This is a genomic window from Mesorhizobium sp. M0058 (genome assembly GCF_040323095.1).
GTDB lineage: Bacteria > Pseudomonadota > Alphaproteobacteria > Rhizobiales > Rhizobiaceae > Mesorhizobium.
Genome location: NZ_JAMYUQ010000030.1, coordinates 1 through 15849 on the forward strand (window position 1 = coordinate 1; position 15849 = coordinate 15849).

Sequence of the window (15849 nt, forward strand, 5' to 3'; positions counted from 1 at the left end):
AAAACACCACTGACGCTTACACGAGAGCGTCAGAAGACACAGCCGACGACGTCGGCGCTGATATCAGTGCGCCTCTTTACCCTGGAAGCCGAAAAGAACAAACAAAATCAACGCAAAATGCTTCCCGCGCACAGGTCTCATCTAATACCAAGTCTCTTGAGCCCTGACTCATGAAGGGGCTTTCCAAAATGGCTGGTGTCTGATTCATTGATCGCGAACCCAAGGAGGTTGGCGATGGCAGCGGCAGTGAAGCTTCGAGATGGTTATACGGCGTCGGCGATGCGGGCACTGGCCCGGTCGAGCGATAATGCGAACCAGGTTCGCCGGTTGCTGACGTTGGCGATGATTTACGAGGGCAGCACGCGCTGCGAGGCGGCGCGGGTTGGCGGCGTAGGTCTTCAGACGGTTCGCGACTGGGTGCTGCGCTTCAACGCCTCTGGCCCTAACGGCCTGATCGACGGGGTGCCTCCTGGTGGCGTGCCCCTGCTGGATGATGCGCAGCGCCGGACCTTGGCGAACATTGCCGAGAGTGGCCCGATCCCGGCATCGCACGGCGTTGTGCGCTGGCGTCTGATCGACTTGGCGCAGTGGGTCCGGGACGAGTTCACCATCTCCATCAGCAAGCAGACGCTGAGCCGGGAACTGCGCGCCATGGGCTACCGGCAAACTGTCGGCGCGGCCCAGCCATCATGCGCAGGATGCTGACGCCATTCCGGCTTTTAAAAAAACTTCCCCGCCGCAGTGGCGGCGATCCGGGCGACACTTCCCCGTGGCACACCCATAGAGTTGTGGTGGCAGGACGAGGCCCGGGTCGGTCAGAAAAACGGGATTACCCGCCGTTGGGCAAGGCGCGGAACGCGACCATCAGCCCCAAAGGATCAGCGCACCACGTCGGCCTACATCTACGGCGCGATCTGTCCGGCCGAAGGCAAAGGCGCGGGGCTCGTGCTGCCTCGCTGCAACACCGAAGGAATGACGCTCCATCTGGCGGAAATCTCTGGCGCCGTGGCGCCGGGCGCTCATGCTGTACTGCTGATCGATCAGGCCGGGTGGCATCTCTCCGCCGCCCTCGTGGTGCCCGAGAACATCACTTTGTTGCCGCTGCCGTCGAAATGCCCTGAGCTCAATCCGGTCGAAAACATCTGGCAATTCATGCGCGACAACTGGCTCTCCAACCGTATCTTCAAATCCTATGACGACATCCTCGACCATTGCTGCTTCGCGTGGAACCGTCTCATCGACCAACCGTGGCGCATCATGTCCATCGGTCTACGCCGCTGGGCACACGGGTGAAGATGAGCGAGACTTGGTATAAGGCGTTGATATTCCGAACGCGTGAAGACGGGTGGAAGCATCCGATTTCGCCGTTTTCGGCTGGAGTGCTTGCAGGCACCAGGCAAGCCAAAGAGCGAGAACCGTGAGGATCAGGCGCAGATTTTGGCCTGCGGCGGCGAGCAGCGCATTGATCGCATCGCCAGCATGGCCGAGGAGGAAGTTGCGGTCCAGTCGGCCGTCGGTCTTCATGTGACCGATGGTGGCCTCGATGGCCGATCGTCGTTTCAGTTCCCGACACATGGTGGCCGTCAGGCCACGCTTGCGGCCGGCGATCATCACCGATCCCGAGCCGGCATAGTCGTGACCGCGATAGCCCTTGTCGACGTAGATGCGGACCGGGTCTACGCCGCCGATCTCCACCGCCTGATCAACCGTTGCTGCGAGCGTGTGGCCATCATACGGATTGCCCTCGAACGCCTTGGCCGCCAGCACGAGGCCCTCGCGGTTGGTTGCCGCGATCCCGACCTTGCAGCCGAATTCGTAAGGGTTGCGGGCTTTGCCCTTCGAGATGCAGACCACCTCGGACGCGTGCAGGGAGTAGATCTTGTTCCTGTCCTTCGGCTTCTGCGCCAAGAGCCGCTCGACGAGCCCGAGCAACCGGGCAAATCTGGCCTCGAGTTCGGCATTGCCGGCGATCTTGCGGCCGATGTCGCGGAACACCCGGCCGAGATAGGTGCGAAGGCGCTTGAGTTCGCGACGCATCCGGCGGAACTGCCGGGCATGCGCATAACGACCTGCCCGCACCGCCGCTGCCTTGGCCAGCCGCATGTGGCTCTGCCTGAGCATGATGCCGTACCGCTTGGCCTGACGCACCAGGATCTGGATTGCCTTGAGGTAGAGCCGGCTGTCGGTGAGGTGGGCGATCGCCTTCGGCTGCACCGTCGTGTCGACGGTGATCCGCTCCAGCGAACCGGGCTTCGCAGTCCCCGTCTCGAGCGCGACGTCGACGCTTGCCTTCAGCATTTCCTCCAGCCCCTCGGGCCCGATCCGCTTGCGCCAGCGCGTCATCGTGCTGGCATCGATCGGCGGCTCGTGCTGGAAAAACTCCAAGCCGCAGAAAAACTGCCAATAAGGGTTTTCCACCCAACGCTCCACCACTTCTTCGTCGGACAGGTCGTGGACGTGCTTGAGGTAATGCAGACCGACCATCAGCCGCGTCGGCTTGGCCGGCCTGCCGACCGGGCGATGAAACCCGCCAAACGCCTTGTCAAAGCGCGACCACTCCATCAATGCCGACAACCGGACCAGCGGATGGCGCGGATTGATGATGGTATCGAGGCGCTCGCGGAACAAATCATTCTCGTGGAAAGCCCTTCCATGCGCGCGCGGCCGTGGCGTTGCGCATCTTGTCGAAATAGTCGAGGTAGAATTTGACGTCGCCGTGGCTGCCCAAATTGCCGTGACCATCATTGACGAAGTTCCAGGTCATCCCCTGCAGTTCGATCATGTTGTCTTCGAAGTTCCGCAAGTTCTCCTGGGGGCCGAAATGGGGGAAGAGCATACATTCCGGTTCGATCATGAATGGTCGCCGCGAATGTGCAATCTGTACCGCATGGAAGAACCCCATGGAATAAGGATTGGGTTGCGAAATGGGCTCAGAACGCTGAGAGCATGATCAATCTCGTGCCGGCGTACCAAATGAACCGGGATCACATGGGGCCGATCGTGCGCAATACGGCCGATGGAAGAAAGCAGCTGGTGCATGGGCGCTGGGGTCTGCCCTCCCCACTACTCGCTCTCAAGCAAGAAGTAGACAAGAAGGTCGAAAAAATTCCGAGATGAATTATTAGCGAAGCAGGGCACTCACTTCTCTCGCCGAACGGAAGCCGCTCTCAATTGCTCCGTCAATGAACCCTGGCCAATGTAATGCTGTGTGCGCTCCAGCAAAACTTAGCAATCCTTCCGTAGTGCGCACATGTTTGTCGTGGCGTGTGATCTGTCCGGGACGGAAGACGGCCCACGTCTCCAACGAAAATGGGTCATGTCGCCAGTCATGGCCAGCGATGGCAAGTACCTCGGCGTCCGGCAAAAACGAGCGGATCGCGCGCTGAACAGCTGCGTGGTTGGTGACATCCAGCGCCTCTGCATCAGAGCCATAACCGGCCATCAGCACACCGCCATCAATGATTATGTCTTCACTGGAGAGCCAGTCTAAGCCCGCCCCATTGCCACAGCCGAAGAAATTTGTAGGCGCTCCCTTCACGGTGGCCCAAACCTTGGTGCCGATACAGGCGAGCTCCTCAGTGGAAAGACGTCGTTTTCCCTCGCTTAGCGGCGGCTCGAATTCGATATGCTTCAAGACATTCAGAGGCAGTGCAATGACTGCTGCCCGCCCTCGAAACGTACCCGACTCCCATTCGACCGTCACACCGTCTACGTCTTGGCGGATCGCTCTAACACGATGCGAAAGGCGCACATCCGCCTTTGCATCAGCTAGGATTGCGTCAACCAGTGGTGCCGTACCGGAGCTCAACCGATAACCCGCGCTCGACATCACAAACTCGCTTACGCTTCCAGCGGCGGCAACGCGACGGATCAGGTGCAACGCGGAGATGTTCACCGCAGGAGCAGAGGCATAAGCTTGTAGATATGCTTCTGCGATCGTGCGCGTCTTCACCGTGAGACCCACGTTCTCCAGAAAATCGGTTAGGGATATATCGAGATCTGCCAGAGCCTGCTCGGAGAGTGGTCGGCTAACATCAATTCTGCGGGCCGCCTGATTGATAGCGACGATCAGTCGTTCGATGTCCGGGAGTTCCGACAATGGGATAGGCAGCGAGCTTTGCTTCAGCCCATCGGATGTCAACCAGGTCGATGGCCAATCGACAATGATCGGCTCCACCAACGAATGTCCGTATCTATCAGCCTCTGCCCAGATAAACCGCTCCGTCGGATAGAACCATTTGCCGCCCATCTCAAGCGGCTCATTTCCGATGGCATTCTGCTTGAACCACGCGCGACCGCCTACGCGATCGCGGGCCTCCAACACCAAAACATTCCATCCTTCTCGTCGCAGTTCACGTGCGGCGGTGGCGCCGGCGAAGCCGCATCCTACAATGATCACATCATATATTTGCCCCTCAATCTCAGCGCTGGATGAGAGTCTGGGACGTTCAATCATTTGGTCACTGGTCATGTAAGATCACCGAATTTTGTGCAAGACTGTCTTTCGAGTGCGTTCCCAAAAGCTGATATCAACAGCCACGGCGCTCGTCTTGAACACGATTGCTCTTCTGTGACTGGGCGACCGATTGGGACGCAGAATGCTATTTTGTACGACTGAGTTTGAGGCTGAGGGCAGGATTCACTTTGGTGCCGCGATACATCTCACGGACTGTCTTGCTGACCGCATCTGCATCTACGGCAGTTACCACAAAGGAGCTCGTCAAGCAGTGAAGCTCAATTGATAAGGTGGTCGGATATTGTTCTTCACAAGAATGGGAGCAGACGCGGCAACGATGCGGCGAGCGAGTGCTGCACACGAACGCAATCGATTCGCTTGTGTGATCAGCGAAAATTGCGTTCTCACTCCAACCCAGAGCAGGCTGAACAGATGACCTAATTGGATTCTGTATAGCGAAATCGAGGTCTAAGCGTCGAGCTATGCCGGCACATGTGCTACCCGGCCCAATTGCCCCCCGCCGACAATGCAGAACTGATAGCGACTATAAACCCTATTCTTTGAGGGACCCCATATCGATAACAAAACGGTATTTCACGTCGCTCTTTAGCATTCTCGAAAACGCATGTTCGATCTCTTGAATTTTGATAATCTCGATGTCTGCAGCGATGCTGTGCTTGCCACAGAAGTCGAGCATCTCTTGCGTTTCAGCGATACCGCCGACTTGCGAACCAGCGAAGCTCCGTCGACGACTCATCAGTTTCAAAGCGTCGACCGCCAAGGGGCCTTTCGGCGCACCAATCTGAGTCATGGTACCGTCGAGTTTCAAGAGTTCGATATACGCATTTACATCGTGATCAACCGCCACGGTATCGAGTATGAAGTCGAAACTGTCCCGGTGAGTTATGAATTCGCTGGGATTATTCGAGACAATCACCTCATCCGCCCCTAGGCGCATGGCATCTTCGCGTTTACTGGGCGACGTCGTAAATAGCGCGATGTGAGCGCCGAGTGCATGTGCGAATTTGACGGCCATATGGCCAAGCCCTCCGAGGCCCACTATCCCCACTTTTTGCCCAGATCCGACCTTCCAATGCATGAGGGGTGAGTAGGTTGTGATGCCGGCGCAGAGGAGCGGAGCAATAGCGGCCGGATCAAGGTTAGCGGGCAATATAAGTACGAAGTCCTCGTCAACGACAATATATTCGGAATATCCGCCGTAGGTTTTCGCCCCCGTATGTTTGTCAAAGCTATTGTAGGTACTGATCGCCCCGACCTCACAAAACTGCTCCAGCCCCCGTCGGCAACTATTGCACGTTCTGCATGAATCTACTCGGGTTCCAACACCTGCCATGTCGCCGACTTTGAACTTTGATACGCCTGAGCCAACTTCCGTTACCCGCCCAACAATTTCGTGCCCAGGCACAAACGGGTACATCGTATCCTGCCAGTCGTTCCGAGCGACGTGGAGGTCCGAATGGCACACGCCGCAATAATCGATAGCAATCCGAACGTCGGTCGGGCCTAGATCCCGCCGGTCAAATCGGAACGGTTCAAGCGGTGTGGTTGAGCTGAGCGAAGCATAACCGTGGCACAGAAACATTTGCACTCCTTATGTTTTTCGATAGTGCCGTCGCGGCCTTTAGCGCAATGTTCGCTTGTCCCGAAATCGCTAGTTGGTTGCGTTTGCGGAAGCGTCGCGGTGAGTTGTACCAACGCATTGGGAGTCAGTCTTGAACCGGATTGCTCTCATGTAAGCGCCAGGCGTGACGCCAAGAATACGGGAAAATTGACGTGTCAGATGGCTCTGATCAGCAAAGCCAATCTGGGCGGCAACATCGCAGATTGGAATGCCAGTCTCCATCAGTTGTTTCGCGCGCATGGTCCTAACCTGACGAAGATAAGCGTGTGGCGGCATGCCCACGGATCGCTGAAACGTCCTTAGAAAATAAAATGGGCTTAAGTTTGCAATCTCGCTAAGCTCAGTCAGGGAACAAGCAGCGGTGAAATGCTCTTCGATATACTGTTTCGCCAGCCTTACCCCTCGAGGTTCGTTTCCACGAAGGGCAAGCCGAGGTGTGGCATGACGGGCGATGATCGCACTGAGGACCTCCATAGTGCGCGTTTGACGCTCGATGCCGGAGTCCGCAGCAGCGAGTATTCGTGGAAGTGCAGCAATCGAGGCCGCAAGTTCATGATCAGAAACCACTGTATTGGGAAACCAAATTGCGGCATCCGTTGTCCCGCTGACCTCATCGCGGATTTCTTGCATGGCTGCAACATCCACGTAAAGCATCTCATAGCTCCAGCAGCCTGACTGTCCGGGCCCCCCTCTGTGAACCTCCCCGGGGTTGATGAACTCTACACTGCCGGGCACCGCAACGTATTCGGCACCGCTGCACCAAAAGTGCTCCGAGCCAGCGCTTACAGTCCCGATTGCAAAACAGCTGTGCATGTGTGGATCATATCGCTTGCAGATATTGCAACCGCTGAAGAATTCTATGCCGGGAAGCTCCGGATAGGCACTCCAACTAGCCCTTTCCTTGATTTGGCCGGGCATCGAACCCCTCCGCTCACTTATTCGTACAGCTCTCTCGTAAGCGCGATCAGCCGCGCCGGTGGGTGCGTGCAAGGACACCAGCTCTCGATGCCGGGATGGGTAATGAGGCCATCGAAGATGGAATTCTGGTACCGACCTCGCTGCTCATACGTCGCTTCTACCAACTGATCGCAGGCATTACAGGTTGTTTTAAAACATCAAATTGCACTCACCTTGTGCGCCAGATAGGAGCAGGTTAGCATCGTGTGACGCGGAAGTGCTTTTGATTTCCACTATTTTTGCGAAAACTCTTGCTGCATCGAAGTTCGACAACGGCAAGACGATAGTCTATCCGGCGGCTAGAGTTTGGTTGCTTGGTCAGACGTCCCCGCCGTGAAAAAGGACGTATCGACCGGGGAGGTCGGACCCGATCAGCTATCGGCCAATGCGGGTGCCAAATACCAGATGGTCGCGCGCCAAGAAACCTAGCAATCTCCAGACAAAATAAAGGCCGACATTTCCCAAGCTGATGATCATGATCATGATCATGGCCTAGTGTCACGTTTGAAACCGCACTCACCCGAGGGGTGGCCGTATTGATCAGCAAACTGTTGTCGCGATGAACGCCCAAATCCGGTTCGAACCTAGTCAGCTACCAGCCAACACTCACTAGCGGGCCAAGTCACTCTAACCCGGTCGCCGACGGCCCATGGCCGAGGAGCACTTGGCCGATGGGGATTCGCGACCGTGAAGGTCGTCCCGTTCTCGAGGTTTACGTGGTAGGAGCGATACATCCCCTTGAAAAGTACCTCCTTCACAGCCCCCAGCAATCCTGCGCCCTCTACAGGCTCAAGATCACAGCATTCCGGCCTTACAATGAGATACGCCTGTGCCCCTTGTTGGTAGCCAGCTAGATTAGGGAGGGGGCCTCGCATGCTGCTTGCAGCATGATATTCCAGTGTTCCTTGTGGTGTTTTACCGACCGTCACAGGGAGGCAGTTCGAGGCGCCGATGAATTCGGCTACATAGCGACTTGCCGGTCGATCGTAAATATCCTCTGGCGTTCCAAGTTGGCAAACACGCCCGCCACTCATCACCGCGATCCGATCGGACATGGTCAACGCTTCTTCTTGATCATGCGTTACATAGACAAACGTCATGCCGAGGCGTTCCTGCAGCGCCTTAAGTTCTATTTGCATTGTTTTACGCAGCTGCAAATCGAGGGCACCCAGCGGCTCATCAAGCAGGAGAATTCGCGGACGCTTTACGACCGCGCGGGCAAGGGCAACGCGTTGTTGCTGACCACCTGACAATTCGTTCGGGCGCCGCGCCGCGAACTCCTGGAGCCGAACCAGCGAGAGCGCTTCGTTGACGCGCTCCAGCCGCTCTTTCTTGGGGACTCCGTCCTCTCGCAGTCCGAAAGCTACGTTTTCTGCAACGTCGAGGTGCGAGAAGAGTGCATAGCTTTGGAAGACGGTGTTAATCGGACGCTTCTCCGGGGGATTATCGGTAATGTCGCGTCCTTCTAGCAGGATACGTCCGCTCTGCGGTCGTTCGAAGCCAGCAATAAGTCGCAGCGTCGTGGTCTTTCCGCAGCCGCTAGGCCCAAGTATGGAGAAGAATTCCCCCTGAGCGAGTGAGAGATCCATTGCAGCGATGCCATGGGCAGAGCCAAATAATTTCGAAAGGCCCCGGAGCTCGAGAAAGTTTTCTTTGGGACTTGCAGGGGCATCGTTGGCCGCCTCGATCTTCATCGACGCGCTAACCGTATTCATGACATCGCTCCATTGGAGATAGGTTTGCGTCGGCGCCGCCGAGCAGAGCGCACCCAATAATCAGCGGACAAGCCCAAGAGAATAACCAACGTCGAAAGCGCAATCATGAAAGTCGCGATCGCGTTGACCTCTGGAGTGATTTTTGTACGCATCAACGAGAAGAGAACGAGCGGGAGAGTATTGGTTTCCGATGAAAGGAAGAGAGATGTGATCACATTGTCCATGGAAAACGCGAAGACGAGGAGGCCGGAGGTGAGGATAGCGGGCATAGCTTCGGGGATGGTTACGCGCATGAGGGTCCTGGCGGGGGTGGCACCCAAGTCGCGCGCGGCTTCTTCGATATACGGGTCACGTCGTGCCAACCGTGCGCCAACGACCATGATGACGTAAGCGGTGTATAGACTGGTGTGTCCAATGATGACGGTACCAAAGCCGCGCGGCCAATTCACTGCCTTGAAGGCTAACAACAACCCGACAACGAGCACAAGTTCCGGCATAAGCAGGCGCGAATAGGTGGAGGCGCCGGTGACTGCGCGAAGTGTGTGCCCTGCTCGCCGGAGCCCGATCGCTGCCAAAGTGCCCGTAACTGTTGCCAGGAGTGTGGTGAACGCGGCAATGACAAGACTGTTGCGTATCCCTTCGAGAACTACTTCATTTGCAAACATTTGCCTGAACCACCGTGTGGTCAGTCCGCCCCAGGCCGTCATGCGATCGTCCGCATTCAGGGAGTTTGCTATCAGTAGGATGATCGGAAGGAATAGGAACGAATAGATTAAGATCACGAAGCTGTAGAGGGGCACCTGTCGCAAAGCACGCATTATCCCGGCACCCGCTCAACGTCCAGACGGCCGAAAATTCTTATACAAAGCCCGATTACTGCCAAAAGTAGGAAGACAAGAATGACAGAGAGCGCCGCTCCATAAGGCCATTCGAAGCTACTGCCGAACTGGTTTGCTATAACGTTGCCATACATAAGGGTTTTTCCGCCGCCTAGAATAGTGGGGATGACATACTCACCAGTTGCCGGAGCCCCCACAACTACTATCCCCGCCATCATGCCGGGGAGACTTTGAGGGAACACGACCCTGAAGAAAGCGGACGTCCCGCTCGCGCCGAGATCACGCGCCGCTTCAAGAACGTTCGGATTGATTCGATCCAAGGAGACAAAAAGGGTCAAAACCATCAATGGCAAATAGTTGTATACTATACCTATGATGATCGCGGGTGGGCTGAACAGTAAATCGAGCGGCTGGTTCACGATGTGAAGTGAGATCAGGGCGTCATTCATAAGACCATTAGTGTCAAGAATGCCCACCCAGGCATAGCTCCGGATCACAAAGGATGTGAGAAACGGAATGATTACAAGCGTCACGAGGTACGCTTTGAGTCGTCCCGCTTGAAAGGCTAGGAAATATGCCATTGGATACGCGAGCAACAGGCATATTAGAGTGGCCGCTCCCGAGATCCAGAGGGATCGCACTAACGCTTGCAGAATAATTGGGTCATTGATCCGCTCGTAGCTTTCAATTGTCCATCCAAAGGAAATTTTGGCGGTCAATGTATTTTGGGTAGCGAATGAGTACAGGATCATAAGTACGCTGGGTACGAAGAAGAACAGCACAACCCAAACGAGGTTTGGCAGAGACACCAAAACACGCGATAAGCCGGCGAGATGCTCCCTGATTTTCTGCGATTCAGGTCGCGCTGTTCGATCCGACTGAAACGGCCCTGGACCGTCATCGGCGGCCGAAGAAGATCCATTGGGCGCATTTCGTTCCGGATGCTCTTGCATTCCTAATATCCTTGCTTGTCATTAGGCAGCCTGGATGCGCAACCATTCTCGATCCCAGATTCGCTGACCATCACCCAACGACTTCGGGTACTGGACGCGTTCGAGAATCGACTGAGATGGATTGAGGATTTCCGAATTTGCTAAACGTGGCTCGATGAATGAGCGATTGGCCGCCATGCAAGATGCAATCCCGAGTGTGTTGACGAAATCAGCATACTGGCGCGGCTGAAAGAAGAAATCGAAAAACTTCCAGACAACAGGCAGGCGCTCGGAAGTGTTTATTGGAACCCAGACATCGAGGTAGCCGTACATGCCGTCCTCCGGCGCGACCCAAACGATGTTCTCGTTTTCCTGCTGCGCCAAAACGATGTCGTAGTCCCAGCTCATTGCTATCGCTACTGAACCATCGACCAATCCTCTTGATATGTCAGTGTCTACGAAACGCTTCAGATGCGGCTTGATCTCGATAATCTTGTCGGCCGCCTGCCTGACAGTACCTGCGTCAGTGGATGATATGGACTCTCCGTTTACAATGAGACCGGTCCCAATCACAAACTGTGGCTGATTGAGAAAGGTGATCTTGCCCGAGTACTTTTCGGCCACCTTCCACAGGTCGGCCCATGACTTCAATTCCTCCTGAACCAGATCACGACGGTAGCCAAACCCCGTTTTTCCGTAGTCGGTGGTCACGCAACGCGTATTTGAAGGGGAGGCATAGCCAACTTTGAAATTGCTATCGATGTTGGCGTAATTTGGCACTGCACCGAGATCCACAGAAGCCGCCACTCCCAGATCGACGAGGCGCTGAACGTCGTTCTCAACGAGCAATATGAAGTCCACCGCATGCGGGTCAATCGCCAGCTTCGCAATTCGATCTTCTTCGCCAGGGATTGACACCAATTTCACATCGTCATCGGGATAGGCTTGTCGAAACGACGCGATATTGTTCTTGCCCATCCAATCGGGCCATCCGCCCAAGGTGATCGTGCCACTCGTGCTTTGTTTGGCGGAGTTACCGCTGTCGTCGGCCCACGCGCGACCAAAACCTCCGAGTGAAGCGGCAACAAGCCCTCCAGCCATAGAATGGAACCGCCGCCGATTGATCAAGTTTCGTTGTGCGTTGGCGACCTTAAGGTCCTGAAGACTTTTTTCGTCCTTTTCCATTGCTCCTGTCTCCTCCCATTGGGGTTATTATACCAAGCCATTGTTCCCTTATTGCGGCTGGCAATTCATTCTCCTGATATAAGTCCAATCTTGACCCTGGCCCCCCAAAACCCTCGCGGCTGGTACCGCGAAGTCGCCAAGCACTGAGGGGCCGTTGATGCTTGACCTACGAATCCATGGCGCTTACAGCTGACTAGTGGACGGCGGCAAAAACGTGCGGGTAGTGTTTTCGTGCGGATTCTTCGCTGATGTAGCCTTCTTTGATATCCGCTCTAACGGCGTCTTCGTCTCGTTCAGCCGAAGGTCCATATCCTCCTCCTCCACCGCATTCGATTTCGAGTACCGCATTCACGGGAACCTCTACACGTGTCGCCTTCCCAATTACTCGGAACTGTCCGTCTGGGAGGCGTAGCACTGCGCGGTTCGCTCTCCCCTTTTCGCCCCCCGCAAGACCCCATGGCGGGTTCTTCGTTCGCTCGATTACGCTGGTTACGAAAGACGGCTCAAGCGCTCGAAAACTGATGTCCATCCCTAGTCCGCCGCGGTATCGTCCCGCTCCGCCAGAATCCTGCGCGAGTTCTACCTTCTCGACCAGCCATGGGTTCCTGGCTTCCCAGACCTCAGCAGATGGGAAACGTGTCGAAGTTTCCGAGATGTGCATCAAGCTATTGGCGCCATCGCCGGACACATGGGCTCCCTGTCCCACTGGGCAGACCATGGCGTCTGCCCATGGCTCACGCGTTTTCTCACGAACGCCCCATGGTACCAGCGTGAGAATGCAGCCGCCGCTACTCGCGGGGACACGCTCTGGCATCGCCGTCGCAAGCGCTTTGTAAATCACTTCCATGGCCTGTAGCGTCGCCCAGCCGACGAGGAAGCAAGGAGATGGGGGCAGAGGCTCGAACATTGAGCCTGGTCGGGTGATAACCTCAATCGGACGGAAATGGCCTTGGTTTGGCTGATCACCACTCCCTGCCAGCATCATGATGGCGACACTGCTGGCGGACACCGTGTCAGGACGCGGACAATTGATTGGCCCCTCCCTTGCGTCGGGAGCATTGGAAAAATCAACGGCCACGTTCGACCCTTTAACCTCAACGATGACTTCAAATTCGATTTCCTCATCGCGGATGCCATCGCTATCCATGCGGCCGAACGCCGAATATCGACCATCTGGAATATCCTGGAGATAGCTGCGGACCAGAGCCTCGCCGTGGTCGAGCATACGCTCGACGGCGCCGGCGAAGCGCTTTGCATCATACCGCTCGACTACTTCTCTCATGCCCGCTGCCCCCACCCTGGCTGCAGCCACCATGGCTTCGACGTCGCCACCGATTGCAGTAGGCATGCGCGAGTTTGCAAGCAAGGTGCGATAGATGTCGGCGACACGTTCGCCACGCCGATAGAGTTTGACGCCAGGGAAGATTGTCCCCTCTTGGAAAACATCGACCGTGTCTGTTGAGTACGGTTCCTTTCCTCCGACGTCGAGCAGGTGAGCCTTCACGGCGGAATAGCCGATCAACTCGTTGGCACCAGTGAATACAGGCATAATTAGAGCCGCATCCTGCGGATGGGTTCCGGTAGCGTAAGGCAAGTTGATGTAAAGGATATCGCCAGGTTCGAGTGTGCTTTCCCCTCCGACCCCTTTAATCGCAGCCTCGACGCAAAAGCTCAACGTTCCCATGAAAATTGGCAGCGTGGGTGCCTGCGCCAGCAATCGTACATTCCGATCGTAAATAGATACCGCGAAGTCGAGCACTTCATAAATCACGGGAGAGAAGGCTGTCCGGATCAATGTCCTCTTCATCTGCTCAGCCACAGAGTTGAGGGTATGCCTGATGATTTCCGTTGTGATCGGGTCGACATTTGCGACCTCGTCCTGCTTATTTTCCATCGCCGAGCTTTGCACAGTCATTAGCCTTTCCTATCATCCGTAAGTAGCATCGACCCGTCTTCCAAGACTCGTAGCGAGAATCCGGCGTCCAGGTAGGTCGTCGCAGTCTGTTCAAGCACGATCGACGGGCCGGAGATCATGTCGCCTACCGACAGGGAGGATCGCGGCACTATCTGAAAAGGCCTGACCGCATCTTCAGTGAAGGAATAGGCTTCGAACGATACGACCGATGTGGAAGGCGAACCTGGAACAGCTCTCTCATTTCTCGGTGGTAGCGGTGTTCGAACGGTGGCTCGCATCACAACGACTTCAAGTTCATCCTCAAGTGCATGGCCAAACGTTTTGCTATACTCAGCGACGAACAGGCTCTGGATATCCTCAAGCGAAACATTCAGTTCCCCGTTTTTGAAAGGGACTGGAATTGTAAGTGAGTGCTCCTGGCCGACGAAGCGAAGATCTAGCGCAATCTCGTCGTCCTGCGCCTCGGATAGGTGCCCTTCGGCCTTATCGGCGTTCAGCGTCTCAAAAGACTCCGTGAGCACACGGTTGACTTCTGAAAGGTTCGATGCGGTCAGTTTGAGAATTCGGGTTCGTGCTGTGGAACGGGTAATGTCGGCGCCTAGAAGGCCCCATGCCGAAAAATTGCCAGAGTGAGGAGGGACGATGATATCTCGAATCCCCAGTTCTTGGGCAATGAGAGTTGCGAATAGGGGGCCGGCGCCCCCAAACGCAACGATATAGGCTGTTCGCGGATCATGGCCCTGTTCGATTGTGATTTCTCGGATGGCATTTGCCATATTCGAGGTAACAATAGTTATAATGCCTTGCGCCGTTTGCTTGATGTCGCTGAGCCCCAGTTCTGTCGTGAGGTCACGCAGCGATGCTTCAGCCTTGTCTCGCTTTAGGGTCAGTCCAGTGGAAAGCTTCGCTTCACCAAGCATTCCAAGAACTAAAGCAGCATCTGTCACGGTGGCCGCGGTACCACCGCGACCGTAGCAGGCAGGTCCTGGCTCGGCGCCCGCGCTTCGCGGGCCGACTTTCATGAGCCCACCACGGTCGACGTAAGCGATAGAGCCGCCACCCGCACCAATCGTGCGCAGATCCACCCAAGGTACCTGAACCGGAAGTCCAACGACCCGGCCCTCATACATTAGTGGCGGACGGTTGCCCCTAATCAAACATGTGTCAAAGCTCGTTCCGCCAACATCGATCGAAATAACATCACCCAGGCCAAGCCGGCGTGCCAATTCTGCCGCACCTTCGGCACCAGCAGCTGGGCCTGACAAAACCGTCTCAACGGGTCGCTTGCCAGCTTCTTCGAAAGTCATCGCGCCGCCGCCGGAGCGGGTGATGAGCATCTTTCCTCGGAATCCCATTTCTCTCACTCGTTCCCCGAGCGATCGAACGTAGTTAGCCATTCTTGGCCGTACGAACGCATCAACAATCGTCGTCGAGGTTCGTTCGTACTCGCGATATTCGCGCGAAACCTCATGCGAAAGTGAGATCTCACCTCGATATCCCGCTTCCCGCAACGCTTTCGCCGCGGCGATTTCATGATCGGGATTCACGTATGAATGGAGAAATGCAATTGCGACTGATCCCACACCTTCAGCCTCCAGAGCTGCCGCAGCCTCGATGACGTCCTTTTTATCGAGGGGGGTGAGGATAGCTCCGTCAGCTGTCATGCGTTCTGTGATCGGAATTCGCAGTCGTCTCGGGACCAGGGGAGAGGGCGGAGTCCAAAACAGGTTATATGCGTCCTCACGATCTCCACGGCGAGCCTCAAGGACGTCTCGAAATCCTCGTGTGGTAAGGAGAGCGAGCTTCGGGCCTTTTCGCTCAAGCAATGCATTAAGAGGAACGGTTGTCGCATGAATAAAATATGCGGCTTCCCGGAGCGCTCGGGCAGGGATAGCTTCTGCGATTGCCGACGCCACACCTTCAACTGGGTCAGAGGACGTTGTTGAGACTTTGGCTGGCCAGACTTCACCAGTGGTGTCGTCGTAGAAGATCAGATCGGTAAACGTTCCACCCACGTCAACACCAACACGAGTAGCCAATTCAAGCCTCCACTTTGATTGCTAACTATGCTGTCAAGAATCCCAAATGATCGTAGAGTTCTCCACTGATCGTTCAGCCGCTATTGCGTGCGGCCGCTCGCGATGCCCGAAAGGCTCCCGCAATGATCACTTCTTCCCCTGCGATCCGCTGGCGATCCTGACAACGTCG

The 15849-nt window shown here is 55.9% G+C and carries 13 protein-coding genes and 1 pseudogene; 3 read left to right on the forward strand and 11 right to left on the reverse strand.

The annotated features are described in order from the left end of the window. Positions 1-234 precede the first annotated feature (234 nt). Both NKJ75_RS31150 and NKJ75_RS31155 read left to right on the forward strand, forming a co-directional pair. Positions 235-705, forward strand: coding sequence for a helix-turn-helix domain-containing protein (locus tag NKJ75_RS31150; protein WP_352500617.1), 471 nt, complete (start codon positions 235-237; stop codon positions 703-705). Positions 706-741: 36 nt separating this feature from the next. Then, entirely contained in the window at positions 742-1293 is a 552-nt protein-coding gene (locus tag NKJ75_RS31155; RefSeq protein WP_502903947.1) for an IS630 family transposase, read from the forward strand. On the opposite strand, the gene NKJ75_RS31160 is transcribed toward NKJ75_RS31155, so the two are convergent. Further along, positions 1270-2691 (reverse strand): IS5 family transposase, encoded by a 1422-nt coding sequence (locus tag NKJ75_RS31160; protein WP_352500654.1) that lies wholly within the window; start codon positions 2689-2691, stop codon positions 1270-1272. The two genes, NKJ75_RS31155 and NKJ75_RS31160, sit on opposite strands and share 24 nt — an antisense overlap. After that, on the reverse strand, positions 2630-2854 hold the full coding sequence (locus NKJ75_RS31165) for an MBL fold metallo-hydrolase (protein WP_352500655.1): 225 nt from the start codon (positions 2852-2854) through the stop codon (positions 2630-2632). Before NKJ75_RS31165 ends, NKJ75_RS31160 begins: the two co-directional genes overlap by 62 nt. Before the next feature lie 15 nt (positions 2855-2869). Here NKJ75_RS31165 and NKJ75_RS31170 point away from each other — a divergent pair. Continuing rightward, positions 2870-3108: pseudogene (locus tag NKJ75_RS31170) on the forward strand (SOS response-associated peptidase); the annotation flags it as partial. 13 nt (positions 3109-3121) lie between these two features. Here the strand turns inward: NKJ75_RS31170 and NKJ75_RS31175 are convergent. From NKJ75_RS31175 to NKJ75_RS31215, 9 genes are all read right to left on the reverse strand, one after another. Then, positions 3122-4471, reverse strand: a complete 1350-nt coding sequence (locus tag NKJ75_RS31175) for a flavin monoamine oxidase family protein (RefSeq protein ID WP_352500619.1) — start codon at positions 4469-4471, stop codon at positions 3122-3124. Positions 4472-5009: 538 nt separating this feature from the next. Continuing rightward, entirely contained in the window at positions 5010-6059 is a 1050-nt protein-coding gene (locus NKJ75_RS31180; protein ID WP_352500620.1) for an NAD(P)-dependent alcohol dehydrogenase, read from the reverse strand. Positions 6060-6128: 69 nt separating this feature from the next. Further along, a complete protein-coding gene (locus tag NKJ75_RS31185; protein ID WP_352500621.1) occupies positions 6129-7016 on the reverse strand; it encodes a helix-turn-helix domain-containing protein in 888 nt (295 codons plus the stop codon). A 623-nt stretch (positions 7017-7639) separates the two neighbouring features. Then, positions 7640-8770: an ABC transporter ATP-binding protein gene (locus tag NKJ75_RS31190; RefSeq protein ID WP_352500622.1), complete on the reverse strand. Its 1131-nt coding sequence runs from the start codon at positions 8768-8770 to the stop codon at positions 7640-7642. Continuing rightward, entirely contained in the window at positions 8767-9588 is an 822-nt protein-coding gene (locus NKJ75_RS31195) for an ABC transporter permease (protein ID WP_352500623.1), read from the reverse strand. The genes NKJ75_RS31190 and NKJ75_RS31195 overlap by 4 nt, the downstream gene beginning before the upstream one ends. Then, positions 9588-10562, reverse strand: coding sequence for an ABC transporter permease (locus tag NKJ75_RS31200; protein ID WP_352500624.1), 975 nt, complete (start codon positions 10560-10562; stop codon positions 9588-9590). Before NKJ75_RS31200 ends, NKJ75_RS31195 begins: the two co-directional genes overlap by 1 nt. 21 nt (positions 10563-10583) lie before the next feature. Then, entirely contained in the window at positions 10584-11726 is a 1143-nt protein-coding gene (locus NKJ75_RS31205; protein WP_352500625.1) for an ABC transporter substrate-binding protein, read from the reverse strand. Between the two features lie 193 nt (positions 11727-11919). Then, complete coding sequence (locus NKJ75_RS31210) at positions 11920-13641, reverse strand: hydantoinase B/oxoprolinase family protein (RefSeq protein ID WP_352500626.1); 1722 nt, start codon at positions 13639-13641, stop codon at positions 11920-11922. Next, positions 13641-15680, reverse strand: a complete 2040-nt coding sequence (locus NKJ75_RS31215) for a hydantoinase/oxoprolinase family protein (RefSeq protein WP_352500627.1) — start codon at positions 15678-15680, stop codon at positions 13641-13643. Before NKJ75_RS31215 ends, NKJ75_RS31210 begins: the two co-directional genes overlap by 1 nt. Between the last annotated feature and the right edge of the window lie 169 nt (positions 15681-15849).

Coding starts and splice junctions, on each gene's coding strand:
- NKJ75_RS31175 (WP_352500619.1), bottom strand. CDS start 4,471: ATGACCAGTGACCAAATGATTGAACGTCCCAGACTCTCATCCAGCGCT.
- NKJ75_RS31210 (WP_352500626.1), bottom strand. CDS start 13,641: ATGACTGTGCAAAGCTCGGCGATGGAAAATAAGCAGGACGAGGTCGCA.
- NKJ75_RS31195 (WP_352500623.1), bottom strand. CDS start 9,588: ATGCGTGCTTTGCGACAGGTGCCCCTCTACAGCTTCGTGATCTTAATC.
- NKJ75_RS31190 (WP_352500622.1), bottom strand. CDS start 8,770: ATGAATACGGTTAGCGCGTCGATGAAGATCGAGGCGGCCAACGATGCC.
- NKJ75_RS31185 (WP_352500621.1), bottom strand. CDS start 7,016: ATGCCCGGCCAAATCAAGGAAAGGGCTAGTTGGAGTGCCTATCCGGAG.
- NKJ75_RS31205 (WP_352500625.1), bottom strand. CDS start 11,726: ATGGAAAAGGACGAAAAAAGTCTTCAGGACCTTAAGGTCGCCAACGCA.
- NKJ75_RS31165 (WP_352500655.1), bottom strand. CDS start 2,854: ATGATCGAACCGGAATGTATGCTCTTCCCCCATTTCGGCCCCCAGGAG.
- NKJ75_RS31150 (WP_352500617.1), top strand. CDS start 235: ATGGCAGCGGCAGTGAAGCTTCGAGATGGTTATACGGCGTCGGCGATG.
- NKJ75_RS31200 (WP_352500624.1), bottom strand. CDS start 10,562: ATGCAAGAGCATCCGGAACGAAATGCGCCCAATGGATCTTCTTCGGCC.
- NKJ75_RS31180 (WP_352500620.1), bottom strand. CDS start 6,059: ATGTTTCTGTGCCACGGTTATGCTTCGCTCAGCTCAACCACACCGCTT.